We start from the raw sequence: 26,255 nt of genomic DNA on the forward strand, positions 1-26,255 counted from the left end.
TTCGTCTCCCCGTACCAGTCCTTGTCCGGGCGCGCCCGGCCTACGTTGCGCCGAGGCGGGCAACGAGGCCCGGCGCCGGGTGTTCCGCACCCCGGTTTCGTCTCCCGGCTGGAGCCGCATCCGTGAACTCACCGATCATCTCGGCATTCCTGCCCGCGGCCGTGGCGCTCGTCATGGTCGGGCTCGGGCTGTCGCTGACCGTCCAGGACTTCGTCAACGTGAAGGCGCACCGGCGGGCGGCCGCGGTCACCATGGCACTGCAACTGGTGGTGCTGCCGGCGCTGTGTTTCGCGCTCGTCGTCGCGCTGCGCGTACCGCCGGTCCTCGCCGCCGGGATGATGCTGTTGTCGGCGTCGCCGGGCGGCACCGTCTCCAGCCTGTTCAGCCATCTCTTCGGCGGGGACGTCGCCCTCAACATCACGCTGACCGCCGTGAATTCGGTGGTCGCGGTCGTCTCGATCCCGGTGGTGACCAACCTGGGCCTGCACTACTTCCACCCGGACCTCGGCGCCGGACAGGTCTCGCTCCAGTTCGGCAAGATGACGGAGGTGTTCGCGATCGTCCTGGTGCCCGTGGCACTGGGCATGGCGCTGCGTCACTTCCGCCCGTCCCTGGCCTCGGTGCTGGACCGCCCGGTACGGATCTGCTCGTCGGCCGTCCTGGTCCTCGCGGTGCTCGGCTCCGCGTGGTCGGAGCGCGCGAACCTCCCCCGCTACATCGCCGACGTCGGCCCGGCCGTGGTGGCGTTCTGCGCGCTGAGCCTCACCCTCGGCTTCGTCGTACCCCGAGCGGTACGGGTGGGGCGCCCGCAGGCCGTCGCCGCGTCCTTCGAGATCGGCGCCCACAACGCGACGCTGGCCATCACCATCGCCGTGAGTGTCCTGGACAGCAGCACCCTGGCCGTGCCGGCGGCGGTGTACGGGCTGCTGATGATCCCGGGTGCGGCCCTCTTCGGGTGGGCGCTGACCCACCGCCGGGAGCCGACACCGGCTCCGGCCGTACAGCGCGGGTGACCGAAAGCCCCACTCGTTCCGATTACTTTGATTTTTTCCGGTATGCCCCGCGCAGTACTGAAGGAGCCCGCCCATGACCTCCTCACCCGAGCACTACGAGCAGCTGGCCGCCCTGCCGTTCAGCGGCGGCAACCCCACCGAGGAGACCGCGCGGACGCTGGCGGACGAACTGTTCTTCCAGCGGGCGGTGCAGACGTACCTGTGGGCGCTGCCGAGCGTCAACGCCTGCGCGATGCGCGACGGACTGGGCGAGACGTTCGGGCGCGGTTACCACGTGATGTCGGTGTTCGAGAAGCGGCTCAAGCCGAGGACCCTCATCACCACCCCGAACTGTGACGTCATCTACGGGATGTGCTTCGCAGACCTCGCGGAGACCGGGCCCCTGGTGGTCGAGGCCCCGCCCGGTATCCAGGGCCTGGTGGACGACTTCTGGCACCGCCCGCTGACCGGCCCGCGCGTCGACGGAGTGCAGTTCCTCGGCGACATCGGGCTGCCGGGTCCCGACCGGGGCAAGGGCGGCCGCTATCTGATCGTCCCCGAGGACCTGGAGCCGGAGGAGCCCGGCGCGTGGGACGACTTCTTCGTCTACCGCAGCCGCACCGACAACATCTACTTCCTGCTGCGCGGCTTCTTCGCCTCGGTGGACGATGTGTCGCCCGGCGTCAGGTCGATCGAGGGCATCCGGCTGCATCCGCTGCGCGGCGAGGCGAAGCCCATGCACTTCGCGCACGCCTCGGACACCCCGGCGGACGCGCTGTACCCGCGCGACTTCGCGTTCTTCGAGACGCTGAACGCGTTCGTGCAGGCGGACCGGACGGACCGGGCCGACCCCTATATGCACGGCGTGCTGGCCGCCCTGGGCATCCGCAAGGGCGAGACGTTCGACCCGGCGCCCCGGCAGCGGGAACTGCTGGACCTGGCGGCGCGGACCGCGTGGAAGACGGCCAAGACGATCGCCACCGGCTTCGACCGGGAGCCCCACGCCCTGTGGTGGGAGGACCGGCAGTGGGTCGCGCACGCCAAGACATCCCAGGACGACTTCTGGCACACCCTCCTTGACGAGGAGTTCCGTACGCGGGCGACCGGCCACACCGATGTGAACGCCAAGGCGCACATGTTCGTCAACCACTACTCGATCAGCACCGGCATGATGAGCTCGGTCGTCGGCTTCGGCGCCAAGTACGCGGCGTCGTACCGCGATCACGCGGGCGATCTCCTCGCCGGTGAACGCACGTACCGCATCGACCTGCCCGCCGATCCGCCCGCCCGGCTCTTCTGGTCGCTCACGCTGTACGACGCCGAGACGGCCGCCGAGGTCGACGCCGAGGGCCAGACGTACTCCTCGCTGAACGGCATGAACGACCTCGCCTTCAACGAGGACGGCTCCCTCACCATCCACGTCGGCCCGGACCGCCCGCAGGAGGCCCGGAACTGGATCAGGACCGTACCCGGCCGCGGCTGGTTCTCCCTGATCCGCTGGTACGGCCCGGAGCAGGCGTTCTTCGACCGGCGCTACAAGCCCGGCGACTTCGTCAGGGCCGAGGGCTGAGCCGGGGCGCCGCCCCTACTCCTCCGGCTCCCAGTCCCGCAGCAGGTCGAGCAGCTTCCCGTCCCCGTCGATGCGCAGGGCCTCCTCCGGAATGCGGTTGTACAGGTAGAGGACCAGGTCACCGGCCGGGCCCCGGGCGGCCACCCCCGCGGTGCCGGCGCCCTCGACGGCGGGCGCGGGGATGCGGGCCGGGCGGGCCCCGTCGCCGTCGACGACGAGGCGCCAGGAGCGGCCCTCGGAGGCGTGGAAGTCGAAGGCGGCCGGCGGATGCGGCCAGGGGCTCGGCGTCGCGACGCAGGTGAACAGGAACTCCTCCACACCGTCGAGCCCCACCTCCTCCGGCAGCGGCTCCGGAACGCCCAGAGCGCTCTGGGCGTCGTACGTGTGCACCGCGCTCTCCTGGACCCGGTGGCGGGCGACTCCCCCGGCGTTCTGCGGCGTGAGGGCCGGCCCCCACCAGGTCCAGCAGCCCCGCTCCGGACCCGCGTCCCGGAGCGTGTCGAGCAGGAGTTCCGTGGACTCGGCGAGCCAGGCCACGAGCGCGTCCGGGTCGCGCGGCGGGACGAGGGCGGCTCGGGCGGCCAGGGCCTCGGCGGGCGGGGCGGCGGCGGGGCCGGCCTTGACGATGTCGGCCCAGTAGCGGTCACCGCCGCCCAGGTGCTGGGCGAGGTCGTACAGATTCCAGCCGGGGCAGCCCGGCACGGGGGCGTCGAAGCCGGGTGCGGAGGCGATCGCGGCGCGGAAGGCCGCCGACCGCTCGTCGACGAGCCGCAGCAGACCGGTGAAGTCATGGGAGGGGGTCACCGGGACTGCCTATCACCGGGATCGACCCACCGGCCACCGGTTTCCGCGCACCCGCCCCCCGCGCGCACACCTGCCCCCACCCCCCGTTTAAAATTTTGCCCAGCCTGCAAAATTGCATAGCATGCATCTTCATGAGCGACGATCCGCCCCTGGGCCTGCGTGAACGCAAGAAGCGCGCCACGCGTGACGCCCTGGCGGGCGTGGCCCTGCGCATGGCCGCCGAACGCGGCTTCGAGCACGTGACCGTGGAAGCGGTCACGGACGCCGTCGGGGTCTCCGTGCGCACGTTCTTCAACTACTTCCCGTGCCTGGAGGACGCGATCACGCGCCCTGTCCAGGAGAACGCCGAGCGGACCCGCCGGGCCGTACTCAACGCCCCCGAGCACCTGACCGCGCTCGAAGCCCTCAGCGAGGCCATCGCCCAGGAGCTCGCCTCCATCGAGGAGGACCACGAGCGCTGGGAGCTCCAGCTGGAGGTGCTGAGGAAGAGCCCTGCCCTCCTCCCCAACTTCCTGGCCGCCCGGGGCGCCGACGAGAACGCCATGGTCGCCGTCGTCGCCGAACGCCTCGGCCAGGACCCCGAGACCGACCTCCACCCCCGGCTCCTCGCGCACGTGGCCCTGGCCGCGGTGCGCGCCGCGGTCGAGGTCTGGGTGGCCACCGGCCGTACACGTACCTTCCAGAGCCTGTACCGCGAGGCGTTCGCCTCACTGGCCGCCGGTCTGAAGGGCTGAGCCGCCCGGCGCTCCCCGCCGGCCCGCTCGTCACCCGCCGCACCACCCACCGCACCACCCTCCGCGCCGCACCACTGGGCGCGGAGCCAGTCACCAGAGAATGAGGAACGTCAGCCGATGACCGCTGCCGTCACACCCGAAACCGGCGCCGCCGGTCCGACCGAGGGGGCCGCGTCAGGCATGACGCGCCGCCAGATACTCCAGGCCATGTCGGGCCTGATGGCCGGCATGTTCGTCGCCATCCTGGCCTCCACGGTCGTCTCCAACGCCCTGCCCCGGATCATCGCCGACCTGCACGGGACCCAGTCCTCGTACACCTGGGTGGTCACGGCCGAGCTCCTCGCCATGACGGCGACCGTGCCGATCTGGGGCAAGCTCTCCGACCTGTACGACAAGAAGCTGCTCATCCAGCTCTCGCTGTCGATGTTCGTCGTCGGCTCGCTCGTCGCGGGCTTCTCGCACAGCGTCGGGCTGCTCATCGTCAGCCGTGTCGTCCAGGGCATCGGCGCGGGCGGTCTCACCGCCCTCGCCCAGGTCGTGATGGCGGCGATCATCCCGCCGCGTGAACTCGGCCGCTACTCCGGCATCTTCGGTGCCGTCTTCGCCGTGGGCACGGTCGCGGGTCCGCTGATCGGCGGGGTCCTCGTGGACACCTCGTGGCTGGGCTGGCGCTGGTGCTTCTTCATCGGGGTGCCGTTCGCGCTGCTCGCGATCGTGCTGCTCCAGCTGACCCTGAAGCTGCCGACGATCCGCCGCGAGGTGAGGATCGACTACGTGGGTGCCGTCCTCATCATGAGCGGTGTCAGCTCGCTGCTGCTGTGGGTGACCCTCGCGGGCAACCGCTTCGACTGGGCGTCCTGGCAGACCGCCGCGCTCGTCTCCGCCGGTGTGATCCTGCTCGCCACCGCGGTGTGGGTCGAGTCCCGGGTCGCGGAACCGATCATCCCGCTGGGCATCTTCCGCAACCGCACCGTGGCACTGACGACGGTGGCGAGCCTGCTTGTCGGTGTCGCCATGTTCGGCGGCACGGTGTTCCTCTCGCAGTACTTCCAGATCTCGCTGGGCAAGTCCCCGACGGCCGCGGGCCTGATGAGCCTGCCGATGATCCTCGGTCTGATGATCTCGACCACCGTGGCAGGGCAGATCATCTCCGCCCGGGGCAAGTGGAAGGGCTTCCTCATCGCGGGCGGCGTCATCATGACCGCGGGCATGGGCCTGCTCTCCACGATCGGCGCCGACTCCTCGTTCGGTCTGCTCAGCGTCTACATGGTGGTCCTCGGCGTCGGCGTCGGCATGCTGATGCAGAACCTCGTGCTGGCCGCCCAGAACGACGTGCCCGCCTCCGAACTCGGCGCGGCCACCTCGGTCCTGTCGTTCTTCCGCAGCCTCGGCGGCGCCATCGGTACGAGCGCGCTGGGCGCGGTCCTCGGCCACCGGGTGACCCAGGAGCTGGAGAAGGGCTTCGGCGGGGCGGGCGGCGGCGCGGCCGGCGGCGGTGTCCCCGAGCTCAGCAAGCTGCCGGAGCCGGCGCGCGTCATCGTGGAGAACGCGTACGGCGTCGCCACCGCCGACGTCTTCCTGATCGGCGCCCCCTTCGCGTTCCTGGCGCTCGTCGCGGTGCTCTTCATCAAGGAGAAGCCACTGCGCACCCAGAGCGGCATGGAGCGCCTGGCGGAGGAGACCGCGGCGGCGTCCCAGCCCGCCGCCCCCGCCGCGCACTGATCGCGGCCGTCCGGGGCCGGACGGCCCCGGACGGCTCGCCGCCGCGCCACCTGTCATGGTGTCGGGATGACGCCCCCCTCCGACAGCCGCGCGGCCGATGCCTTTCCCGAACAGTTCGCCCGCACCGGGCGCTTCTCGCTGGGCGTGCCCCGGCAGTTCACCGTCTCCCCGGGCGGTGAGCGGATCCTGTTCGTCCGGGGCACGTCGGGCGACGACCCGGTGAGCCGGCTCTGGCTGTACGAGGACGGCACGGAGCGGCTGCTCGCCGACCCGCTCGCGCCGGGTTTCGCGGAGGACGCCCCCGGGGAGGTCCCGCCGGAGGAACGGGCCCGGCGGGAACGCGCCCGCGAGACCTCCTCCGGAGTGGTCTCGTACGCCACCGACGCCTCGGTGCGCCTGGCGGCCTTCACCCTCGCGGGCGCCCTGTGGGTCGTCCCCGCCGACGGCTCGGCACCCCGCCGCCTGCCGACGGCCGGGCCCGCCGTCGATCCCCGCCCCTCCCCGGACGGCTCGCTGATCGCGTACGTCTCCGGCGGCGCACTGCGTACGGTGCGGGCGGACGGCACCGGGGACCGCGCGCTCGCCGGACCGGACGGCGCGCACGTCACGTACGGCCTGTCCGACCACGTGTCGCAGGAGTCCATCGGCCGTACGCGCGGCTACTGGTGGTCCCCCCGCGGCGACGCCCTCCTGGTGGCCCGCACCGACACCACCGGCGTCCGGCGCCGCTACCTCACCGACCCCGCGCACCCCGAGCGGCCGCCCCGCGAGCTGGCGTACCCGGCCGCCGGGACCCCCAACGCGAAGGTCTCGCTGCACCTCGTACGACTGTCCGGCGAGCGCACCGCCGTCCGGCTCCCCGGCGCGGCGGGCGACGGGCACCCGGAAGGCGCCTGGACGGACCGGGCGTTCGAGTACGTGGTGGCGGCGGGCTGGGACGACCGGGGTCCCCTGGTCTCCGTGCAGACCCGGGACCAGCGCACCGTGCACGTCCTTGCGGTGGACGAGGCGACCGGCGCCACCAGAACCCTGCACCGCGCCCACGATCCCGCCTGGGTCGCCCTGCGCCCGGGCACTCCGCTGCGCCTGCCGTCCGGCGCGCTCGTCGTACCCGCCCGTCCCGGCGGCGACACCCAGGGCCTGGACATCGGCGGCGCCCCGACGCCGCCGGGCCTGGAGGTGCGCGAGGTGCTCGGCGCGGCGGACGGGCTGGTGTACTTCACGGGCGGCGACGAGCCCACCGAGGTCCACGTCTGGTCGTACGACGCGGCCGAGGGCGGCGGCCCGGCCCGGGTGTCCGGCGCGCCCGGTGTGCACACCGCAGCCGTCGGCGGCCCGGTGGTGGTCCTCGACAGCCGGACGCCGGACGGCCATACGGTGACCGTGCTGCGGGACGGCGCGGCGACGGGCCGGATCGACGTCCTGGCCGAGGAACCGCTCGTCACTCCGCGCCCCCTGGCGCTGAGCCTGGGCGCGCGGGGTCTGCGCAGCCGCCTCTACCTGCCGTCCTGGCACCGGCCCGGCGACGGGCCGCTGCCGGTGCTGCTGAGCCCGTACGCCGGTCACGGCATGCAGGTCGTGCTGAAGGTGCGGGCCTGGTGGACGGCGGTCGCCCAGTGGTTCGCGGAGCAGGGGTTCGCGGTCCTGGTGACGGACGGGCGGGGCACGCCGGGGCGCGGCGAGGCATGGGAGAAGTCGGTGCACGGCGACCGGCTGACGGCCGTGCTGGAGGACCAGATCGACGCCCTGCACGCGGCGGCCGCCGACCGCCCCGAGCTGGACCTGACCCGGGTGGCGATGCGCGGCTGGTCGTTCAGCGGGTACCTCGCGGCAGCGGCGGTGCTCCGGCATCCGGAGGTCTTCCACGCTGCGGTGGCGGGCGCGGCCCCGGCGGACCGGCGGCTCTACGACACCCACTGGGAGGAGCGCTTCCTGGGCCACCCGGACGTGCTGCCGGAGAACTACGACCGCAACTCGCTGTCGGCGGAGGCCGCGTCGCTGACCCGGCCGCTGATGCTGGTGCACGGGCTCGGCGACGACAACGTCACCGTGGCGCACACCCTGCGCCTCTCCTCGGCCCTGCTCGCCGCGGGCCGCCCGCACACGGTGCTGCCGCTGTCCGGGGCCGGTCACCTGGTGAGCCGGGACCGCACGGCGAGCGGGCTGCTGCGGCTGGAACGGGACTTCCTGCGGAACGCGCTGCGGGCCTGACGGCACGCCGTTCATCCCATGGGTTCGTCCAGCTCACCCCATGGGGTCGTCCAGCTCCCGCCCCGCCTCGCGCAGCGCCGCGACCGCCGCGCGAACCGAGGGCCGCCGGTCCGCGTCCGTCCGCCACACGGCGTGGACATGACGGCGCATCCGCTGGCGCACCGGCACCAGCCGTACCCCGTCGGGCACGGGCCCCCGCCCCAGCCGGGGCGCCACGCACACGCCCATCCCGGCGGCGATCAGCGCGAGTTGGGTGTGGTGTTCACCCGCGAGGTGGGCGATGCGCGGTTCGATGCCCTTGGAGCGGAGCGTGAACATCAGCCAGTCGTAGCAGAATTCGCCCTCGGGCCAGGACACCCAGTCGTCGTCCGCGAAGTCCTCCAGGTCCACTTCGGTACGGTCGGCGAGCGGGTGGCTCGCCGGCATCGCGATGTCCGGGGCGTCGTCCAGCAGTTCCGCCCGGGTCAGTCCGCCGGGCACCGGGAGCCGTTTGTTGCTCCAGTCCAGGACCACCGCGAGATCGATGTCGCCCCTGAGTACCGCCCGGATCCCGGCCTCGGGCTCCAGTTCCAGGGTGCGCACCCGCAGTTCGGGGTGGCCGGCGCGAAGGGCGAGCAGCGTCGAGGGGAAGAGGCCGCGCGCGGCCGTGGGGAACGCGCCGAGCCGGATCTCCCCCACGACCTCACCGCGCTGGGCCTCGATGTCGGACTGCGCCAGCTCGACCTGCGAGAGGATGCGGGCCGCGTGGCCGGCGAGCAGCCGGCCCGCGTCGGTGAGCCGCACCCCGCGCCCGTTCCTGGCGAGGAGCTGCTGGCCGACCTCGCGCTCCAGCTTCGCCATCTGCTGCGAGACGGCCGAGGTCGTGACGTGCAGCCCTTCGGCGGCGCCGCTGACCGAACCGAGCCTGGCCAGGGCGTCCAGGGTGCGCAGGCGCTCCAGGTTCAACATGTAAGCGATGCTACGTGAAGCAGCGCACAAAATCTCACTTGTGCTACGAGGTGGTGGCGGCGATCGTTGTCACCATGAGCGCCCCGACCACGCCGAGAGCCACCCCCGAGCCCTCCCCTGCCGTACGCCCCGAACCGCCGGACGCCGACGCCCGGCGGACGGCCCTGGACTGGCGGCTGCGCTTCGCGGCGCTCTCACTGATCTGGGGTTTCAGCTTCCTCCTGATCAAGGTGGGGACCGACGCGTACGCCCCGTTCCAGGTGACCCTGGGACGGCTCCTGTCGGGCACGGCGGTCCTGGCGGTGGTCATGGCGGTGAAGCGGGAGCGGCTGCCGCGGTCCGCCCGGACCTGGGGCCATCTGGCGGTGGCGGCCTTCTTTCTGAACGCCCTGCCGTTCTCCCTGTTCGCCTACGCCGAGCTGTCCATCCCCTCGACTCTGGCGGGCATCTGCAACGCGACCTCACCCCTGTGGGGCATGGCGCTGTCGCTCGTCGCCCTCTCGGAGGACCGGCCGACCCGCCGCCGCGTCGCCGGTCTCGGCCTCGGCTTCCTCGGCGTCCTGACGGTGCTGGGCGCCTGGCAGGGCTTCTCCGGGCTGGACTTCAGCGGCACGGCGATGGCCCTCCTGGCCTCGCTGAGCTACCCGGTCGGCTGGATCTACGTCCGTCGGACGCTGGCCGGCAGCGGCGCGTCGACCCTCGCGCTCACCGGCAGCCAGCTCTTCCTGGGCACGGTGCAACTCGCGGTCGTCACGCCGCTGTTCACCACTGCCCCCGGCGGCTTCCCCGTCCTGCCCACGCTGGCCGTCGTCGCGCTCGGGGCGCTGGGCACGGGGCTGGCGGTGCTGCTCCAGTACGGCTTGGTGAACGAGGTGGGGCCGACCACCGCGCAGATGGTCACCTACTTCATCCCGGTCATCGCCACGGCGGCCGGCGTGGCCGTGCTCGGCGAGCAGCTGAGCTGGAACACCCCCGTCGGCGCGCTCGTCGTCCTGGCCGGAGCCGCGCTCACCCAGAGCCGGCGGCGCACCTGAGGGACCGGCGGCCTCATCCGTGAAGCCGGGGCCGCGCCCATGACGCCGAGGCCTCATCCGTAGCTCAGCGGCCTCGCCGGTCCCGCCGCCCGCGCCACCGCGTCGGCCAGCGCTCCGATGTCGGCGTCGGTGAGCGGGGAGACGGTGATCCGGACCGCCTGGGGCGCGGCGATACGGAACCGGGCCCCGGGCGCCACCGCCCAGCCCGCCTGCAACAGCCGGGCCACCGCGCCCGTCTCGTCGCTCACCGGCACCCAGACGTTCATCCCGCTGCGGCCGTACGCCGGCACACCGCGCTCCGCCAGCGCGCGGACGAGGGCGTCCCGGCGGCGGGCGTAGGACCGGGCCACCGCGCGCGGGTCCACGGCGCCGGCGCTCCAGAGGTGCACCACGGTCCGTTGCAGCAGCCGGCTGACCCAGCCGGGCCCGAGCCGCTGGCGGCCGGCCACGCGGTCGATCGTGACCGCGTCCCCGGTCAGCACCGCTACCCGCAGGTCCGGCCCGTACGCCTTGGCCACCGAGCGGACGAACGCCCACCGGCCCGTGACCCCGGCCAGCGGGTACAGCGGCTGGTCCACGATGGCGTGGCCGTGGTCGTCCTCGATGAGCAGAACGTCCGGGTGCCGGGCGAGGACCGCCCGCAACCGCCCCGCCCGGTCCTCGGAGACCGTGGCCCCGGTCGGGTTCTGCGCCCGGTCCGTGACCACGACGGCCCGCGCACCCGCCTGGAGCGCCGCTTCGAGCGCGTCCGGCAACGGCCCGTCCTCGTCCAGCGCCATCGGCACGGGCCGCATGCCGAGCGCCGGCACCAGGTCCAGGAGTCCGCCCCAGCCGGGGTCCTCGACCGCGACCCGGTCGCCCGGTCTGAGGTGGGCGGAGAGCACCCGCTCGATCGCGTCCAGCGAACCGGAGGCGGCGGCCACCGGTCCGGCGGGCACCCCGTCGGCGTCCATCGCGGCGCGCGCGAGCGCGGCGAGCTCCGGGTCCACGGCCGCCTGCCCGTACAGCCCGGGCTCGCGCGCATACGCCTCGGCGACGGACGCGAACGCCTCGCCCAGGCGCGGGAGCAGCGCCGGATCGGGGCTGCCGTCGCCCAGGTCCCGTACCCCGGGCGGCGCCTCGACCCGCAGCGAACCGCGCGCGGTGCTCGCGGGGCGCGGCCTGATCCGGCTGCCCCGGCGCCCGGCGGTCTCGATCACCCCGCGCTCGCGCAGCGTGCGGTAGGCCGCCGCGACGGTGTTCGGATTCACCTCCAGCCGGGCCGCCAGCTCCCGCATGGGAGGCAGCACATGACCCGGCGGCAGCTCGCCCGAAGCGACCCCGCGTTCGACGCTGGCGGCGATTTCCTGCGCACGCCGCCCACTGATCCGATACTCTCCTAGCACAAACAACAGTATGCACTAGTGCAATGGAGTTCGCAATGCCGGAGACCGCTTCCCAGCAGACCACGTCCCCGGACGCCTCATCCGGCTACGAGCCGACGGGCCGCACCGTCCCCACCCGGTCGCGGGACCGCGCCGCGTACGACCGGGAGACGGTCCACTCGATACTCGACGCCGCCTACCTCTGCCACCTCGGCTTCGTGCGCGACGGCGCACCGGTCGTGCTGCCGACGCTCTTCGGCCGGGTCGGCGAGCGGCTGTACGTGCACGGCTCGACCGGCTCGCGGCCGCTGCGGGCGGCCGGGAGCGGCGAGGGGCTTCCCGTATGCCTGACGGTGACCCATGTCGACGGCCTGGTGCTGGCCCGTTCGGCCTTCCACCACTCGCTCAACTACCGCTCGGTGGTCGTCCACGGGACGGCGTACGAGGTGACCGACCCGGAGGAGCGGCGCGTCGCCCTGGACGCGATCGTGGACCAGGTGGTGCCGGGGCGCTCGAAGGACTCGCGGCCGGCCGACGGCAAGGAGCTGGCCGCCACCGCGGTCATCCGGCTGGACCTGCGCGAGGTCTCCGCCAAGATCCGTACGGGCGGCCCGAACGACGACCCCCGGGACGTCGGCCTGCCGTACTGGGCCGGTGTCGTCCCCGTCGCCCCGGCCTGTGGCATCCCGGTTCCCGCGGACGACCTGAACCCGTCGATCGACGTACCGGCGTACCTGCCCTAGAGACGGGCGTCGGCGCGTTCCCCGGTGACGTCCGGCGCCCCCGAGGCCACCGGCCCGGAGGGCGGCCGGGGCGTGGCCGACTGTGCGATGAGGGCGCCGGCCAGGACGAGCGCGCCGCCGACCAGCTGCGGGGCGGCCAGGTGCTCGCCGAGGAGCACCCAGGCGAGCACGGTCGCGATGACCGCTTCCAGGCAGGCGACGACGCCCGCGACCGCCGGTGACAGCAGGCGTACGGAGATCACCCCGGTGACGTACGCGATGACGGTGGCCAGCAGCACGATCCAGACGAGCAGCAGCCAGGCCGGCACCCGGGCGCCGTCCATGGCCGTGTCGCCGCCGAGCACCGACCACTCCATGCCCCAGGGACGGGCGATGACGGTGAGCACGAGAGCGCCGATGAGCAGTCCGTACGCGATGACGCCGACCGGGTGCGGGGGTTCGGGCCCGCCCGGGGACGCCTCCCCGCCGCCCTGGTCGGAGAGGACGAAGTAGCCGACCTGGCAGCAGGCCGCGCCGAGCGCGAGGAGCAGCCCGACCGCGTCGAAGCCGAGTCCGGCCCACACCTCGACCACGCAGGCGAGGCCACCGACCGCGAGCACGACCCCGAGGGCCGCCGCCCGCGTGACCGGTCGCCGCTGCACGAAGCGCACCCAGCCGAGGACGAGCGCCGGGGCCAGGTACTCCACCAGCAGCGCGACGCCCACCGGGATCCGGGAGATGGCCGCGAAGTAGCAGGCCTGCACGCCCGCGACGGCGAGCAGCCCGAAGCCGAGCAGGAGCACGGGCCGGCCGCGCACCAGCGCCCGGTGGCGCCAGGCCACCGGCAGCATGACGAGCGCGGCGCCCGCCACCCGCAGCCAGACCACGTGGAGCGGGGCGAGCCCCGCCTCGATCAGCGGCTTGGCCGCCACTCCGGAACCGCCGAATGCGAAGGCCGAGGCGAGGGCGAGTCCCAGGCCGGCGCTTCTCCCCTGAGACGCGTGCATCGGCACATCATGACAGCCGCGGTCAGGAGCGTCACTCCGGTGACGCCTGACGCGCACGGCGCTCCGCGGGACGGGGCAACCGACCTCCCGCCCTTGCACGTCCCACAAGGACGGAGCGGTTGTTCGCGGTGCGGCGGGAGGGGGCCGGGTGAGCTGGCTGGTGTCCCTGCCGGCGCTCGACGGGCGCGAGTACGTCTACCGGGTCCACGCGCCGCTGGATGCCCTGCCCGCGGATCTGTTCTGGTGCGCGTTCCACTGCCACGACGACGGACCGCACCCCCGCGCGTCCGACCGCTTCGACGCGGCGCGGATCTGGCCCGTCACGACGGACGCGTAGACGGCGAGGAGCCCGGCGGCCCGGGCCGCCGGGCTCCGTCACACCGGCCCACGGCGGGCTCAGTGCTCGTCGGCGAGGATGAGGTACAGCTTCTTGCGGGCCTCATTGATGACGGCGACCGCCTTGTCGCGCTGGTCGGCCGAGCCGGTCTTCCAGACCTGACCGAACGCCTCCATCAGACCGAACGCGGCCTGCCTGACCTCGTTCATGCTCTCCCAGTCGACGCCGCGTCCGGCCTCTTCCCAGGGCGCCTCGGGCCCGGTCTCGGCCTCGGTGCGGCCGGTGTCGGTGAGCGTGAACAGCTTCTTGCCGCCCTCGCTCGCACTGGTGATCAGCCCCTCGTCCTCCAGCAGCTGGAGGGTCGGGTACACCGAGCCGGGGCTGGGCCGCCAGGCCCCTCCGCTGCGCTCGCCGATCTCCTGGATCATCTCGTACCCGTGCATCGGCCGGTCCTTGAGCAGCGCCAGGATCGAGGCGCGCACATCACCGCGCCGCGCCCTGCCCCTGCCGCCGCCACGGCCCCGTCCGCCCCCGAAGGGCCCACCGCCGAACGGCGGCCCGAACGGCCCGAATGCCGCCCGCTGCCCCTCGAAACCACCACGGCGACCCTCGGGGCCGTGCGGGCCGCGCCCGTGACCATGCCCATGTTCATGTCCATGCTCGAATCCATGTGAACGCATGACGCACTCCTCTACTCACATTGATCTCTTACCTATCGCTGTACTGTCGCGATGCTTCAACGATATATCGGAACAGATCGCATGACAACCCTGGGCCGGTCCTGCCGGCCTGTGCCGGTGAACGTTGATCGATTGCCTGCAGGATGATCGATGGCTGTCTGCGGCGGTGCGGGATGACCACGTGCGGATTCGTGTCAGCCAAGGACAACCGTCAGTGGCTCCGTCGTCTCGCGAGGGCAGGGCTCGTTAGGATCTCCTGATCATGGACGTGATGATGGGGAACGAGATGATCGCCATCCCGCCGGGGCAGGTGACGCTGTCGGACCGGCGGACACAGCGCAGTTGGCCGGTCGAGCTTGCGCCCTACCAGCTCGCGGCATACCCGGTCACCCAGGCGTTGTACGCACAGATCACAGGCCAGCGGCCGAGTACCGCCCCTGGGGACCAGCTGCCCGTCGAGTGCGTCTCCTGGTGGGACGCGGCGCGGTTCTGCAACGCACTGTCCCAGTGCACCGGCCTCACGCCCGCGTACCACTTCCGCGCCGGGGCCGAAGACATCGAGTGGGACGCGTCCGCCGACGGGTATCGACTGCCGACCGAAGCCGAGTGGGAGCACGCCTGCCGTGCCGGGACGACCGGGCCGCACTACGGGGATCTCGACGAGATCGGCTGGTACCGCGGTAACTCGCACGAGCGCATCCACGAGGTGGGCGGCAAACGCCCCAACTCGTGGGGGCTTTACGACATGCTCGGCAACGTCTGGGACTGGTGCTGGGATGTCTACGACGCCGAGGTCTATGGCGCCTACCGGGTGCTCCGTGGCGGTGGTTGGTTCGATGAGCACTGGAGTTGCCGGGCCTCCGCGCGGCGCCGCAGCCACCCGGCTTTCCAGGTCGACGACGTGGGATTCCGGGTCGCGCGTTCCGTCATGAGCTGATCCACGTCGTGTGCAGCCCGGCCCGTGCGGGCTCGCTCGGGCGTTAGCGTGATCCTCATGACGGCTGAGGACGAGGCGCTGACCGGCGGCATCGCGAACGCGGGGGCGATCTTCCGCCGAGGGGAGTTGGTGGAGCGACCGGCACCGCGCAACGCGCGCCCTGCATGCCTGTCTCCTTGCGCTGAAGGAGCACGGCTTCGACGCGGCGCCGGCGCCTGTCGCTCTCACCGCGGATGGCCGTGAGCAGCTGACTTTCATCCGTGGCGATGCGGCTCTGCCGCCGTTCCCGGACTGGGCGATGACGAGTTCTGCCCTCGAATCGGTGGGGAGCCTGCTCCGGCGTCTGCATGAGACCAGCGCGGCTGTCGCGGTCGACACCCGTGCCGAGTGGCCCCCGGACCTCGCCGACCCGGAGGGGGGAACGATGTTGTGCCACAACGATGTGTGCCCAGAAAACGTCGTCTTCCGCGACGGTCGTGCCGCGGCCCTGATCGATTTCGACTTGGCGGCCCCGGGTCGTGCCCTCTGGGATATCGCCATGACCGCCCGCTACTGGGTGCCCATGCTTGATCCCGAGTCCGCAGCCGCTTTCTATCCCCCCGGGCTGGATGCGGCCGCACGGCTGCGGATTCTTGCCGACAGCTATGGCCTCTCGGCGGGGGACCGCGCCGCGTTGCCCGGCGTCATCGAGCAGGCCACGGAGGTCTGCCGGGCCTTCGTCGCCCGTCGCGTGGCCGGCGGAGACCCCGTCCATCTCCAGGCGTTGGCCGAGCGCGGTGGATGGGAACGCTGGGACCGCATGCGGACCTGGCTGGTGGACCACCGTCAGACGTTCGAGGCTGTCCTGCTGAACTGACCGGCCTGGACGTTCGAGGACAGACTCACGAGAGCATCGCCTTGCGTTGGCGGTATGCCTGCCGACGGCAACGCCGCGAGCACGTCCGGCGCTGTGACCTGCTGCGCCCTTCGGGCAGGGGGCCCGAACAGACCGTGCAGGGCGGCCTTCCAGTGACTCGTTGCGGGGCGGGGCGAGGGCGTCAGCCCTCGCAAGGGCAGCCTCTTCGGACACACCGGCAGGTCCCCCACCACGTCCCCCGTTGACTTGTCACGAGTCAGGCCCTCGGTGACGGCGCATAGTGGTGGGCAAGGTGGGTGGCGAGCTCGCTGAGACGAGCCCTGGCTTCGGTGGGGCCGTGCACGGTGATGGCGCTCCCGAACGGCAGCAGTGCTCGCACGTCCTCCAGTTGCAGGAAGCGGATCGTCACCTTGTGGCCGGTGGCGGATTCGTCATGGCCGTCCCGGACGAGTCGTTGGCCGAAGATCCGTTGCGCTCGCTCGATCTGGGTCCGGTCGATGGTGGCGCTGACCTCTATCGCGTGGTTGTGTTCCCACTGAGCAACGAGCGCTGCGGCGACGGCGGCCAGGGTCCGGCTCTCGTGGATCCGTCGTGGCTGGTCGACTTCTTCCCACGTCGTGATCCGTTCGAGTCGGTACATCCGTGGCACTCGGGCACGGTCGGCGACGAGGTACCAGATGCCGGCCTTGGCGAACAGCCCGTAGGGATCCACGACCAGGTCGCGAGGGCACGGCTCGCGTGAGCTGTCGTACTCGATCCGTAGCCGGCGGCCTCGCCGCACTGGGCCGATCAGCGAAGCCGGAGTCGTGCCGGAGGGGTGCGCCTGGGTCCAGGGGCGGCTGTCCACGTGCACTACGTCGGTGAGCGGCAGGAGTTCATGAACTCGACGTGACTGTGCAGCGGCGATCTTGGAGAGCGCCCGCTGGCCTTCGACCGATGCGTCGAGCTCCGCACGTTGCTTCTCGTCCAGTCCGGTGAGCGACAGATGATCACGCTCGCCCGGCGTGAGTCGCGTGAGGTCGAGCCCGGGCAGCATGGTCACGCCTCCGAGGCGACCCCGTTGCGCGGTCACCGGCAGACCGGCGTCGCGGAGCCAGTTCAGGTCCCGGGTGATGGTTCGAAGGGACACCCCGAGCGCCGAGGCAAGTTCCTGTGTGGTCATGGCATCTCTCGATGCGAGGAGCAGCATCAGGGAGAAGAAGCGGTCTGGCGTCACCCACCAATTTTCCCAGGAATTGCGACACGACGCGGCGCATATCCCGCTCAAGCTGATGGGTGCGTACCAACGACCTGCGAGAAGGAACCATGACCACATCCGTCCTGTCCATCGTCTACGTGAACGACGCTGCCGCCGCAGCTCGTTTCTACGGCGACCTCCTCGATTTGAGCCCCTCGTTCGAAACTCCGGGCTACATCACCTTCGACCTCGGGCCCGGCGCTGACCTCGCTCTGTGGTCCGGCCAGTCCGAGGATCTGTCACCGGACATCCCGCGCACCAGTGAGGTGTGCCTGGGCATCCACGGGGGTGGGCCCGGCGAGATCGACGCGATCTTCAAGCAGTGGCAGTCCAAGGGCGTCACGATCCTGCGCGAGCCTCACGATCTGGGGTTCGGGCTGACCTTCCTCGCAGCTGATCCTGACGGGAACCGTATCCGCGTGGCACCGCGGGGCTGAAAGACCGCAATGCGGCAGGCGCGCGACAGATATCGCGCCTGCCGTCGTCCGAGTTCGAGAGGACGACGAGTGCCACGCGAGGCGCCCCTGAGCACCGAGGGCCGTAGGCGGCTCGTGAAGCGGTGCCAGACATCTCCCGCCGCCCACGTCGCCGCTTCTCCGCCAACCGGTAGAGCGTGGCCCTGGACGGCCACGAAGCCACCGCCCGTCCGTCCTCGGCTTCGTCCTCCTCCTCGGCCTGTTCGAGGATCTCCTTCGTCCTCCGGATCAGGCAGGGGCTGTCCGGGTCGGGGTGTGGACCTGCCGCCAGGTCCTCACGCCGCACCGGCAGCCGGCCGCTCCGGCGGGTCGTCTTCCCCGAAGGCCCGGACCGGTACGTTCCGGGCGGGGCTCCCTGGGCTCCGGGGACGTGGGGTACGTCCGGGGCGCCTCCCTCAACCTGCACGAACCCGGCGCCGTCCGCGCCCTGCTCGACGTGGCCACCGCCCGCGGATGGCAGCCGGACGACCGGCGTCGGACAGAGGTGGACGGCCGGCCCCTGCTGGAGCCGGCGGCGGCCCTCCGCGCGACGCGACCCCGCCCTACCGCCCCCGCAGCCCCAGCAGGTACACCGCCGTCACCGCCACGCCCCGGTCCCCGTCCTCCGCCAGTTCCCCGAGCGCCCGGGTCGCCGTCGGGCCCGGGATGTCCGCCAGCGCCTGGGTGAGGCGGCGGCGGGCGGACGCGTCGAGGGCTGTGTCGGCGAGGCGGCCGACGAGCGCGGAGGCGATCCGCTCGGCCGTCTCCGGACCGGCGGCCAGCACACCCAGCGCGTCGGCCGCGTCCACGTCCCGCACCGCGTACGCGACCATGTCGATGAGCGTCGGGACCGCCTCGGCCACCCCGCGCGCACCGAGCGCCGGCGCCGCGTACTGGCGTACCGCGACGTCGGGATGGGCGAGGGCGTCGCGCAGCAGGGCGTTCGCCGCCTCGCCCGGAATCCCGGCGACCGCCCGCACAGCGCGGGCGCGCACCGCCGCGACGGGCGAGTCCAGGCCCTCCGCCAGCAGGTCGAGCCTGTCGCCCGTCCGCGCCAGCGCCCACCGCAGCGCGCCGGCCACGCTCGGATCCCGCTCGCTCAGCACCGCCTCGACCAGGGCCTCCGCCGGCACGGGCGCGTCGCCCGCCGAGGACAGCGCCGCCCGCTGCCGGGCCCCCGGACTGGCGGAGCCCAGCGCCTGGAGAAGGGCGACGGTACGCAGGACACCCTCCCAGTCCCCCGGCTCGGCGGCGCCGATCCGGCTGAGCCGGGTCAGCAGCTCCGTCTCGCTCGCGATCCGTTCCCGGGTCCGCCGAGCAAGGTCGTCCACCAACCCGGCCGGGCTGAACCCGGGGTCGTCCAGAGCGCGCCCCACCTCGCGCAACGAGAGGCCGAGGGACCGCAGGCTCTCGATGTGGAAGATGCGCCGGACGTCCTCGCCGGAGTACTCCCGGTATCCGACGTCGTTGCGCCCCGTGGGCCGCACCAGACCCAGCGACTCGTAGTGCCGGAGCATGCGCGCGCTGACCCCGGACCGCCGCGCCACCTCACCGATCAGCACCGTCCATCACCCCTCCTGACCGTACGCCCCGAGGGCCACCCTCCGCTTCGCCTCCTCGATCGCGGGGTCGAACCCGGCGTCCGGGTCACGCCGCAGCTCCTCGGTGGCGAGCGCGTGCTCGCGGACCCGGGGCTCGGGGTGCGCGGCGGCGGCGTCCAGCGCCGGTGCGGCCGCCGCGCCGAGGGCGATCAGCGCCCGGCTGAGGCTCAGCCGCGTCTCGCGTCCGCCGCGCCCGAGCTGCCCGGCCAGCACGACGGCGAGCGCGGGCGCCTCGTCCTCGGGCACGAGGAGGACCGCGGTGCGCCAGGCGGCGCGCGCCACCTCCTCGTCGGTGTCGGTGAGCAGCGCCCGGGTGATCGCCGGCCAGGCCCGCCGGTCCCCGGTCTTGGACAGCGTGTGCAGGGCCTGGCCGCGGGCCTGCGGGCGCTCCGACCGGAGCTCGCCGACGAGCCGGGGGACCGTCAGGTCCCGCGGGTGCCGGGTGAGCGCCCAGGTCAGCATCTCCCGTACGGAGAACTCCGGTTCGGTCGCGCACCGCTCCACGAGCCGGTCCACCAGCCGCGCGTCCGGCGCCGATCCGACCGCCAGCGCGGTCCGCAACCGCACCGACGCGTCACCGTGCTCCAGCCCGCGCAGCGCGCGTGTGACGGCCGTATCCTCGTTCGCCGTGGTCATCGGACCACCTCCTCGCGGCCGAGTGAACCCCTTGTCACCGTGACAAGGTCAAGCCCGGCGCGGTTTCGGGGCCACTGTTCCGCGATTGGCCTTGGTTCCCGGCCGGGGCGGAGCTCTACGGTCGGCCCATGAGGATTCGCACCGTAGACGCGTTCACCGCCCGCCCCTTCACCGGCAACCCCGCCGGCGTCCTGCTGTTCGGCCCCGAGGGCTTCCCCGGGGACGCGTTCCTCCAGCAGGTCGCCGCCGAGCTGAACCTCTCCGAGACCGCGTTCGCCCATCCACTGCCGCCGGGCGGCGAGGCGGACTGGGCGCTGCGGTGGTTCACGCCGGTCACCGAGGTGGACATGTGCGGCCACGCCACCCTCGCCACGGCCCATGTCCTGCACACCACGGGCGCCGCCACGGGCACGGTCCGCTTCGCCGCCCGGTGCGGCACGCTGACGTCGACCGCCCACCCGGACGGCTCGCTCACGCTCGACTTCCCGACCGCCCCGCTGACCCCCGAGCCGGCCCCGGACGGGCTGGCGGAGGCTCTCGGCGCGGAGCCGCTGTCGGTGCACGACACCGGTGCGCAGGTCGGGGACCTTCTGGTGGAGCTGAGGGACGAGGCGGCGGTACGGGCACTGGCCCCGGACTTCGCGGCGCTGGCCGCCCTCTCGCGGCGCGGCGTCATCGCCACGGCCGCCGCGGCGCCGGTGCGGGCGTACGACTACGTCTCCCGCGGATTCTTCCCGGCCGTGGGCATCGACGAGGACCCGGTGACCGGCAGCGCGCACACCGCCCTGGCCCCGTTCTGGTCGGCCCGGCTCGGCCGCGACCGGCTGACCGGGCTTCAGGTCTCCGCCCGCTCCGGTCTCGTACACACCTCGCTGCGCGGTGCGCGCACCCTGCTGACGGGCCGCGCGGTCACGGTGCTGGACGGCGAACTCCTCGTCGGCCCGTGACACCGGGGCTCACGGCGTGGGCAGCCACCCCACCTTCCCGGCGAGCAGCGCGTAACCGACGAACGCGCCGATGTCCAGCAGCGCGTGGGCCGCGACGAGAGGGCCCACCCGCTGCCAGCGCCGGTAGAGCAGCACGAAGACGACGCCCATCACCATGTTGCCGATGAACCCGCCGATGCCCTGGTAGAGGTGGTACGAGCCGCGCAGCACCGAGCTCGCCAGCAGTGCGGCCATCGGCGTCCAGCCCAGCTGCCCCAGCCGGCGCAGCAGGTATCCGACGACGATCACTTCCTCCAGTACGGCGTTCTGGAGGGCCGACAGGATGAGCACGGGGAACTTCCACCACACGTCGGGCAGTGACTCGGGCACGACGGTGAGGTTGAAGCCGGCCGCCCTGGCCACCAGGTAGAAGGCCAGCCCGGCGCTGCCGATGCCCGCCGCGACGGCCGCGCCCCGTGCCACGTCCTGTCCGGGCCGGGTGCGGTCGAAGCCGAGGACCCGCAGTCCGGTCCCTTCCCGGATGAGCAGATGCGCCACCAGCGCGACGGGCACCAGCGCGGTCGCGACGCCGAAGAGCTGCCAGGCGAGATCCAGCCAAGGGCGGCCCGGGGCGGCCGAGCTGTTGAGGGTTGCCGCCTGGTCCTTCAAACCCCCTGGTTTCGTCAGCGATCCGACAAAGCTGATAAGGGCGGACACGCCGCTCGCCCCCAGCGAGAGCGCCAGCACCAGCACCGTCTCGGACCGGAGAATCCGTTGTGACACGGCCTCCTGGGGAAAAGAATCAGCCACGCGCCCCGCCTCCACCTGTACACCTGCCCTCAGTTGTGCATTCGCGTCCCACGCCCTTCGCCGCCCCGCTAGGGTCTCGAATGCAGGTACGAAGATCATGCGCGACTGGCCGGGGGACGAGCGCCATTGCCGATGGCGTGGTCCCCCTTTTCCTTGTACATCCTCAAGGAGGGGCACCACCGACATGGGACGTCACAGCTTGCCCGATGACCGGCCGGCGGCCGGAGGCGGGGACCGTCCACCGCGCCGCCGCCGGAACGTGGCCATCGCCACCGTGCTCGTCCTCGCCGTGGCGGGGGGAGCGGCGGTCGCCGTGCAGGGCGGTCTGCTCCCGTTCTCCACGTCGTGCGAGGAGAGCGCCGTCCATCTGTCGATGGCGGCCTCCCCGGACATCGCTCCCGCCGTACGTGCCATCGCCGACCGGGCGCGTACGGACGAGGTGCGCTCGGACGGGCGCTGCGTCGACGTGGACGTGGTGGCCCGTGACTCGTACAAGGTCGCGGACGCGCTCGCGAGCGGAGGCCGCCCCGACTACCAGATATGGCTCCCCGACTCGGACCTGTGGCTGACCAGGGCCAAGGGCGCCGGGGACGGCACCCCCATCACCCCCGGCGGCTCCGTCGCCACCTCACCGGTCGCGCTCGCCGCCGTCCCCCGGGCCGCCAAGAGCCTCGGCTGGCCGAAGAAGACCTACACCTGGGCCGAGTTGACGGGCGCGGCCATGGAGTCCGACCGGGTACGTCTCGGCTCCGCCGACCCCGCGCGCTCGGCGACCGGACTGCTGGCCCTCAACAGCATCGGCGTCTCCGCCGGGAAGCAGGGCGGCGACAGCGACACCCGGGTCGCGGCCACCGCGAAGCTGCTCGCCCAGCGGATGTCCGACGGGGACACCCAGGTGGTGGCGACCCTGCCGCAGGACGGCTCGGGCGCCGAGGCGGGCAATCCGGCGCGCAACCAGGCGGTGCTCCTCTCCGAACAGGCCGCCTTCGCCCACAACGCCGAGTCGGCGGCCGACGGCAAGCTGGACCTGTTCTACCCCGAGGACGGCACCCCCCTGCTCAACTACCCGCTCACGATGGTGGACGAGCGCCACCAGTCCACGGACGAGAGCCGGGCGGCGCTGCGGTTCATGATCCTGCTGTCCGAGGAGAGCTCCGTGCGCACCTTTCGCGAGCACGGCTTCCGGACCACGTACGGAACGGCGGACGAGAAGCTGGTCGCGGCGGCGGGCGGCCGGTCGCCGCAGACCTACGACGCCACGCAGCCGCCCGCCCCGACGGACGAGGCGCTCCAGGAGACGCTCGGCATGTGGACGATCACCGTACAGAGTGCGCGGCTCACCACCGTGGTCGACGCCTCCGGCTCCATGGCCGCGACGGTGCCGGGCCGCGACCAGTCCCGGATGGACGTCACCAAGGCATCGCTGGTCCAGGCGCTCGACCAGTTCACCCCGAACGACGAGATCGGGCTCTGGGAGTTCGCGACCACGCTCGACGGGGCCAAGGACTACCGGCAGCTGGTGACGACCGCCAGGCTCGGCGACCCCGTGAAGGGGGGCGGTACCCACCGGGAGAAGCTCGCCGCCGCGTTCGCCGCGCTGCAACCGGTGCCGGACGGCGCCACCGGTCTGTACGACACCGCGCTGGCCGCGTACAAGGAGGCGCAGCGCACGTATGTGAAGGGCAAGTTCAACGCGGTGGTGATCCTCACGGACGGGTCCAACCAGGACGAGCGGTCCATCTCGCGCTCCGCCCTCGTGGAGGAGCTGAAGTCCATCGCCGACCCGACGCGCCCGGTCCCGCTGCTGGCCATCGCCGTCGGGCCCGAGGCGGACCGCGCGGAGCTGGAGGAGATCGCCGAGGTCACCGGGGGCGGGGGCTACCAGGTGAACGACCCGGCCGAGATCCAGGCGGTGATCCTCCAGGCGGTGATGACGGCGGCCCAGGGCGCCCGTGCGGCCGCGGAGTAGGGGCAGACGGCCGGCCGGCCCGGCGGCGGACCGGCCCCCCGTCACGGCCCCGGGACGCCCACCGGCCAGGTGTGCACCGGGTCACCGCCCTGCATCAGCTCGCCGTAGCGCCGGGTCATCGCGGCGAGGGCGGCGCCCCGGTCCAGGCCCGCCTCGCGTCCCCGGTGGTAGGTGTCCGCCTGCCAGGACGCGCCGTTCGTCCGCCGCTTGCACCGCTCCTCGATGATGCCGAGGTAGTGGTCCCGGTCCGCCGGCTCGATGTTCCAGCCGTCGAGCCCGGCGGCGGCGAGCGGCAGCAGCTCGTCGCGCACCAGCTTCGTCACGGGCACCCGCGTCAGCCCACCGGAGCGGCCGGGCCGGGGCCACAGCAGCTCGGCCTCGATGCCGTGGCGGCACGCGGTCTCGAAGTTCTCGGCGGCGGCGGAGAACGGCATCCGGGTCCACACCGGACGCGACTCCCCCGCCAGCGCCCGCACCAGGCCGTAGTAGAGCGCGGTGTTGGCGATGACGTCGGCGACCGTCGGGCCCGCGGGCAGCACCCGGTTCTCCACACGCAGGTGCGGAACGCCGTCGGCGATCCCGTACACCGGGCGGTTCCACCGGTAGACCGTGCCGTTGTGGAGGACCAGCTCCTTCAGCTGGGGCACCCCGCCGTCGGCGAGGACGCGCAGGGGCTCCTCCTCGTCGCAGATGGGCAGGAGCGGCGGGAAGTACCGCAGGTTCTCCTCGAAGAGCTCCTCCACCGAGCCGATCCACTTCTCCCCGAACCAGGTCCTGGGCCGCACGCCCTGGTTGCGCAGTTCGGGCGGCCGGGTGTCCGTCGCCTGCTCGAACAGCGGCGGCCGCGACTCCCGCCACACCTCGCGGCCGAAGAGGAACGGCGAGTTGGCGCCCAGGGCGACCTGTACGGCGGCGACGGTCTGCGCCGCGTTCCACACGTCGGCGAAGCGTTCCGGAGTGACCTGGAGATGCAGTTGCAGCGAGGTGCAGGCCGCCTCCGGGGTGATCGATCCGGCGGTGGCGACCAGCCGCTCGACGCCTTCGATATCGAGCGAGAAACTCTCCCCGCGCGCCGCCAGCATTTGATCGTTCAGGAGGGCGTAGCGGTCGACGTCGGAGAGATTGGACCGGACCATGTCGTCGCGGCCGAGCGTCGGCAGGATTCCGATCATCATGATCCCGGCATCGACTTCACCGGCCTTGCGGTCGGCATATCCGAGCCCGGTCCTCAGCTCTTCGGCCAACTGATCCAGAACACGCCCCGACAGATGATGGGGGACTATGTTCACCTCAAGATTGAACATCCCCAGTTCCGTCTGGAAATCGTGACTCGCGATGCGCTCCAGCACCTGCCCATTCAACATCTTCGGCATGGCGTCGGCGCCCGTGAGATTGAGTTCGATCTCCATGCCCATGAGGTTGCGCGGCCGCTCGAACCGCCGCTCGGCGAGGAGTCCGGACAGCGCCTCCAGGCACTGTTGCAGTTTCTTCCGGTACCTCTGCCGGTCGGACAGGTCAAAGGCGCCCGCGACGACCTTCTCCCCCATCGAAGTGTCCTCCTCATGTGGCCGGCACGCGGCCCGGGCCGCCCGCATCACGATCGATAATGCCCGCAGGACGTGATCCGTAACGCCCCGCGGACGGCGCACACACGCTAATCTGTGCGCGGGGGCCCCGGGCACATTCACTCGGCATGACGCAGCGGGCGGTTTCCCCGTACGGCGGGTCCGTAAAGCCCCGACGGGTTTCGGCCGACCGCAGCGCGGGAAAAACCCGAGGCGGCGGCTGCGCCGCTCGCGCCGAATCAGCATGATCTCCGCATAATAAAGTCCGGATACCGCCTTGTCGGCAATAGCCGTGGCGGCTAGTGGAAACACCGCGTGAACACGTGTCGTATAAACTCCGCGGACGAGGCAGAGAGTTGACGCACCGGCTCAGTCACCGGCCTCCTCTGGCCCCGCACGCCGACAACGCCGTCCGCACCCGCCCGCGCACCACCGTGTCTCCGAAGTGAGAGGCGACCCAATATGCCGCTGCATGTTCCCCCGGCCCCCGCGCCCGCGCTGCGCAGCGTCCTCGCGGCGCTCGGTTCACCGACCGCCGTCCGCGAGGCCCGCACGCCCGCCCTGCGGTCCGCACAGGGACCTCTGAGCCCCGAACACCCGCTGCCCGTCCATGTGCTGGGCGTCGCCCCGGGCGACCTCGCACCCGCCACCCGGCTCGCCGCCTGGCGCTTCCAGATCCGCAGCACGGACCGGGCGGTGGCGGCGGCGGACACCATGCTCACCGCGGACGGCTGGACCTTCTCGCACTTCTTCGAGGGCCCGTACATCGCATCGACGGAGCTGGCGCTGCGCCAGGCGGAGGGCATGAGCGGTCCCTACCAGCCGAGGCTGCTGTCCATCCCCGACCTGTACATGCTGGCCCTGTGGCTGCACGGCGACCCCACGGCGGACGCCTCCTGCGGGGCGCCCGCGCCGGACGACGTGCTCGTGCCGCTGTCCCCGGCGCCTCCCGGCTTCGCCGCCCACCGGCCGCACCGGGCCGCCGACCTGCTGCCGGTGATCACCACCCGCATCACGCCCGGCCCGGGACCGCTGCTGGGCTCGCCGGCCCCGGCCTGAGACCGGCGGCCGCCCCCTCCGCGTGCTGTGCCCCGTCGCCCCTTCCGGCGGCGGGGCACAGCACGCGGACGCGTGTACG

The 26,255-nt window shown here is 72.5% G+C and carries 23 protein-coding genes and 1 pseudogene; 14 read left to right on the forward strand and 10 right to left on the reverse strand.

Translation table 11 applies throughout. The annotated features are described in order from the left end of the window. Positions 1 to 122 precede the first annotated feature (122 nt). Positions 123 to 1,013 (forward strand): bile acid:sodium symporter family protein, encoded by an 891-nt coding sequence (locus tag ACN6LM_RS21300; protein ID WP_445066960.1) that lies wholly within the window; start codon positions 123 to 125, stop codon positions 1,011 to 1,013. Between the two features lie 73 nt (positions 1,014 to 1,086). Further along, positions 1,087 to 2,562 carry a DUF1254 domain-containing protein gene (locus ACN6LM_RS21305; protein ID WP_445066961.1) on the forward strand — a complete coding sequence of 492 codons (1,476 nt, stop codon included), beginning with the start codon at positions 1,087 to 1,089 and terminating at the stop codon, positions 2,560 to 2,562. A gap of 15 nt (positions 2,563 to 2,577) precedes the next feature. Here the strand turns inward: ACN6LM_RS21305 and ACN6LM_RS21310 are convergent, their stop codons facing one another. Then, complete coding sequence (locus ACN6LM_RS21310; protein WP_445066962.1) at positions 2,578 to 3,366, reverse strand: maleylpyruvate isomerase family mycothiol-dependent enzyme; 789 nt, start codon at positions 3,364 to 3,366, stop codon at positions 2,578 to 2,580. Between the two features lie 131 nt (positions 3,367 to 3,497). Between ACN6LM_RS21310 and ACN6LM_RS21315 the strand changes: the two genes are divergently transcribed. The 3 genes from ACN6LM_RS21315 (at position 3,498) to ACN6LM_RS21325 (ending at position 8,033) form a co-directional block, all read left to right on the forward strand. Then, on the forward strand, positions 3,498 to 4,100 hold the full coding sequence (locus ACN6LM_RS21315; RefSeq protein WP_445066963.1) for an acyl-CoA-like ligand-binding transcription factor: 603 nt from the start codon (positions 3,498 to 3,500) through the stop codon (positions 4,098 to 4,100). A gap of 180 nt (positions 4,101 to 4,280) precedes the next feature. Then, a complete protein-coding gene (locus ACN6LM_RS21320; RefSeq protein WP_458576027.1) occupies positions 4,281 to 5,822 on the forward strand; it encodes an MDR family MFS transporter in 1,542 nt (513 codons plus the stop codon). Positions 5,823 to 5,888: 66 nt separating this feature from the next. Continuing rightward, positions 5,889 to 8,033 carry a prolyl oligopeptidase family serine peptidase gene (locus ACN6LM_RS21325; protein WP_445066965.1) on the forward strand — a complete coding sequence of 715 codons (2,145 nt, stop codon included), beginning with the start codon at positions 5,889 to 5,891 and terminating at the stop codon, positions 8,031 to 8,033. A 33-nt stretch (positions 8,034 to 8,066) separates the two neighbouring features. Here ACN6LM_RS21325 and ACN6LM_RS21330 read toward each other — a convergent pair whose 3' ends face one another. Continuing rightward, the gene (locus ACN6LM_RS21330) at positions 8,067 to 8,981 is read right to left on the reverse strand and encodes a LysR family transcriptional regulator (protein WP_445066966.1); all 915 of its coding nucleotides are present in this window, start codon (positions 8,979 to 8,981) and stop codon (positions 8,067 to 8,069) included. Positions 8,982 to 9,055: 74 nt separating this feature from the next. On the opposite strand from ACN6LM_RS21330, the gene ACN6LM_RS21335 reads away from it, so the two are divergent. After that, complete coding sequence (locus tag ACN6LM_RS21335) at positions 9,056 to 10,015, forward strand: DMT family transporter (RefSeq protein WP_445066967.1); 960 nt, start codon at positions 9,056 to 9,058, stop codon at positions 10,013 to 10,015. A 53-nt stretch (positions 10,016 to 10,068) separates the two neighbouring features. Here ACN6LM_RS21335 and ACN6LM_RS21340 read toward each other — a convergent pair whose 3' ends face one another. Further along, positions 10,069 to 11,400, reverse strand: coding sequence for an aminotransferase class I/II-fold pyridoxal phosphate-dependent enzyme (locus tag ACN6LM_RS21340; RefSeq protein WP_445066968.1), 1,332 nt, complete (start codon positions 11,398 to 11,400; stop codon positions 10,069 to 10,071). A 35-nt stretch (positions 11,401 to 11,435) separates the two neighbouring features. On the opposite strand from ACN6LM_RS21340, the gene ACN6LM_RS21345 reads away from it, so the two are divergent. Then, positions 11,436 to 12,122 (forward strand): pyridoxamine 5'-phosphate oxidase family protein, encoded by a 687-nt coding sequence (locus tag ACN6LM_RS21345; protein ID WP_445066969.1) that lies wholly within the window; start codon positions 11,436 to 11,438, stop codon positions 12,120 to 12,122. On the opposite strand, the gene ACN6LM_RS21350 is transcribed toward ACN6LM_RS21345, so the two are convergent. Next, positions 12,119 to 13,108 (reverse strand): EamA family transporter, encoded by a 990-nt coding sequence (locus ACN6LM_RS21350; protein WP_445066970.1) that lies wholly within the window; start codon positions 13,106 to 13,108, stop codon positions 12,119 to 12,121. The two genes, ACN6LM_RS21345 and ACN6LM_RS21350, sit on opposite strands and share 4 nt — an antisense overlap. Positions 13,109 to 13,256: 148 nt before the next feature. Between ACN6LM_RS21350 and ACN6LM_RS21355 the strand changes: the two genes are divergently transcribed. Further along, a complete protein-coding gene (locus ACN6LM_RS21355) occupies positions 13,257 to 13,445 on the forward strand; it encodes a hypothetical protein (protein ID WP_445066971.1) in 189 nt (62 codons plus the stop codon). A 59-nt stretch (positions 13,446 to 13,504) separates the two neighbouring features. On the opposite strand, the gene ACN6LM_RS21360 is transcribed toward ACN6LM_RS21355, so the two are convergent. Then, complete coding sequence (locus tag ACN6LM_RS21360) at positions 13,505 to 14,125, reverse strand: PadR family transcriptional regulator (RefSeq protein WP_445066972.1); 621 nt, start codon at positions 14,123 to 14,125, stop codon at positions 13,505 to 13,507. A 262-nt stretch (positions 14,126 to 14,387) separates the two neighbouring features. On the opposite strand from ACN6LM_RS21360, the gene ACN6LM_RS21365 reads away from it, so the two are divergent. After that, complete coding sequence (locus tag ACN6LM_RS21365; RefSeq protein ID WP_445066973.1) at positions 14,388 to 15,062, forward strand: formylglycine-generating enzyme family protein; 675 nt, start codon at positions 14,388 to 14,390, stop codon at positions 15,060 to 15,062. A gap of 57 nt (positions 15,063 to 15,119) precedes the next feature. After that, positions 15,120 to 15,918: pseudogene (locus tag ACN6LM_RS21370) on the forward strand (aminoglycoside phosphotransferase family protein). 256 nt (positions 15,919 to 16,174) lie between these two features. Here the strand turns inward: ACN6LM_RS21370 and ACN6LM_RS21375 are convergent. Beyond that, on the reverse strand, positions 16,175 to 17,134 hold the full coding sequence (locus tag ACN6LM_RS21375; RefSeq protein ID WP_445066974.1) for a helix-turn-helix transcriptional regulator: 960 nt from the start codon (positions 17,132 to 17,134) through the stop codon (positions 16,175 to 16,177). A gap of 89 nt (positions 17,135 to 17,223) precedes the next feature. Between ACN6LM_RS21375 and ACN6LM_RS21380 the strand changes: the two genes are divergently transcribed. Then, entirely contained in the window at positions 17,224 to 17,592 is a 369-nt protein-coding gene (locus ACN6LM_RS21380; protein WP_445066975.1) for a VOC family protein, read from the forward strand. A 581-nt stretch (positions 17,593 to 18,173) separates the two neighbouring features. Here the strand turns inward: ACN6LM_RS21380 and ACN6LM_RS21385 are convergent. Together ACN6LM_RS21385 and ACN6LM_RS21390 are read right to left on the reverse strand one after the other, a co-directional pair. Then, complete coding sequence (locus tag ACN6LM_RS21385; protein ID WP_445066976.1) at positions 18,174 to 19,172, reverse strand: MerR family transcriptional regulator; 999 nt, start codon at positions 19,170 to 19,172, stop codon at positions 18,174 to 18,176. Positions 19,173 to 19,178: 6 nt separating this feature from the next. Then, complete coding sequence (locus ACN6LM_RS21390) at positions 19,179 to 19,847, reverse strand: HEAT repeat domain-containing protein (RefSeq protein ID WP_445066977.1); 669 nt, start codon at positions 19,845 to 19,847, stop codon at positions 19,179 to 19,181. Between the two features lie 128 nt (positions 19,848 to 19,975). Between ACN6LM_RS21390 and ACN6LM_RS21395 the strand changes: the two genes are divergently transcribed. After that, on the forward strand, positions 19,976 to 20,794 hold the full coding sequence (locus ACN6LM_RS21395) for a PhzF family phenazine biosynthesis protein (protein ID WP_445066978.1): 819 nt from the start codon (positions 19,976 to 19,978) through the stop codon (positions 20,792 to 20,794). A 9-nt stretch (positions 20,795 to 20,803) separates the two neighbouring features. On the opposite strand, the gene ACN6LM_RS21400 is transcribed toward ACN6LM_RS21395, so the two are convergent. After that, the gene (locus tag ACN6LM_RS21400) at positions 20,804 to 21,583 is read right to left on the reverse strand and encodes a CPBP family intramembrane glutamic endopeptidase (protein WP_445066979.1); all 780 of its coding nucleotides are present in this window, start codon (positions 21,581 to 21,583) and stop codon (positions 20,804 to 20,806) included. Between the two features lie 184 nt (positions 21,584 to 21,767). On the opposite strand from ACN6LM_RS21400, the gene ACN6LM_RS21405 reads away from it, so the two are divergent. Next, a complete protein-coding gene (locus ACN6LM_RS21405; protein ID WP_445066980.1) occupies positions 21,768 to 23,552 on the forward strand; it encodes a VWA domain-containing protein in 1,785 nt (594 codons plus the stop codon). A 41-nt stretch (positions 23,553 to 23,593) separates the two neighbouring features. Here the strand turns inward: ACN6LM_RS21405 and ACN6LM_RS21410 are convergent, their stop codons facing one another. Beyond that, a complete protein-coding gene (locus ACN6LM_RS21410; protein ID WP_445066981.1) occupies positions 23,594 to 25,099 on the reverse strand; it encodes a glutamate-cysteine ligase family protein in 1,506 nt (501 codons plus the stop codon). A gap of 480 nt (positions 25,100 to 25,579) precedes the next feature. Here ACN6LM_RS21410 and ACN6LM_RS21415 point away from each other — a divergent pair, with 480 nt between their 5' ends. Next, the gene (locus ACN6LM_RS21415) at positions 25,580 to 26,176 is read left to right on the forward strand and encodes a hypothetical protein (protein ID WP_445066982.1); all 597 of its coding nucleotides are present in this window, start codon (positions 25,580 to 25,582) and stop codon (positions 26,174 to 26,176) included. Positions 26,177 to 26,255: the final 79 nt, after the last annotated feature.

The sequence above is a fragment of the Streptomyces sp. SAS_281 genome (genome assembly GCF_052542855.1).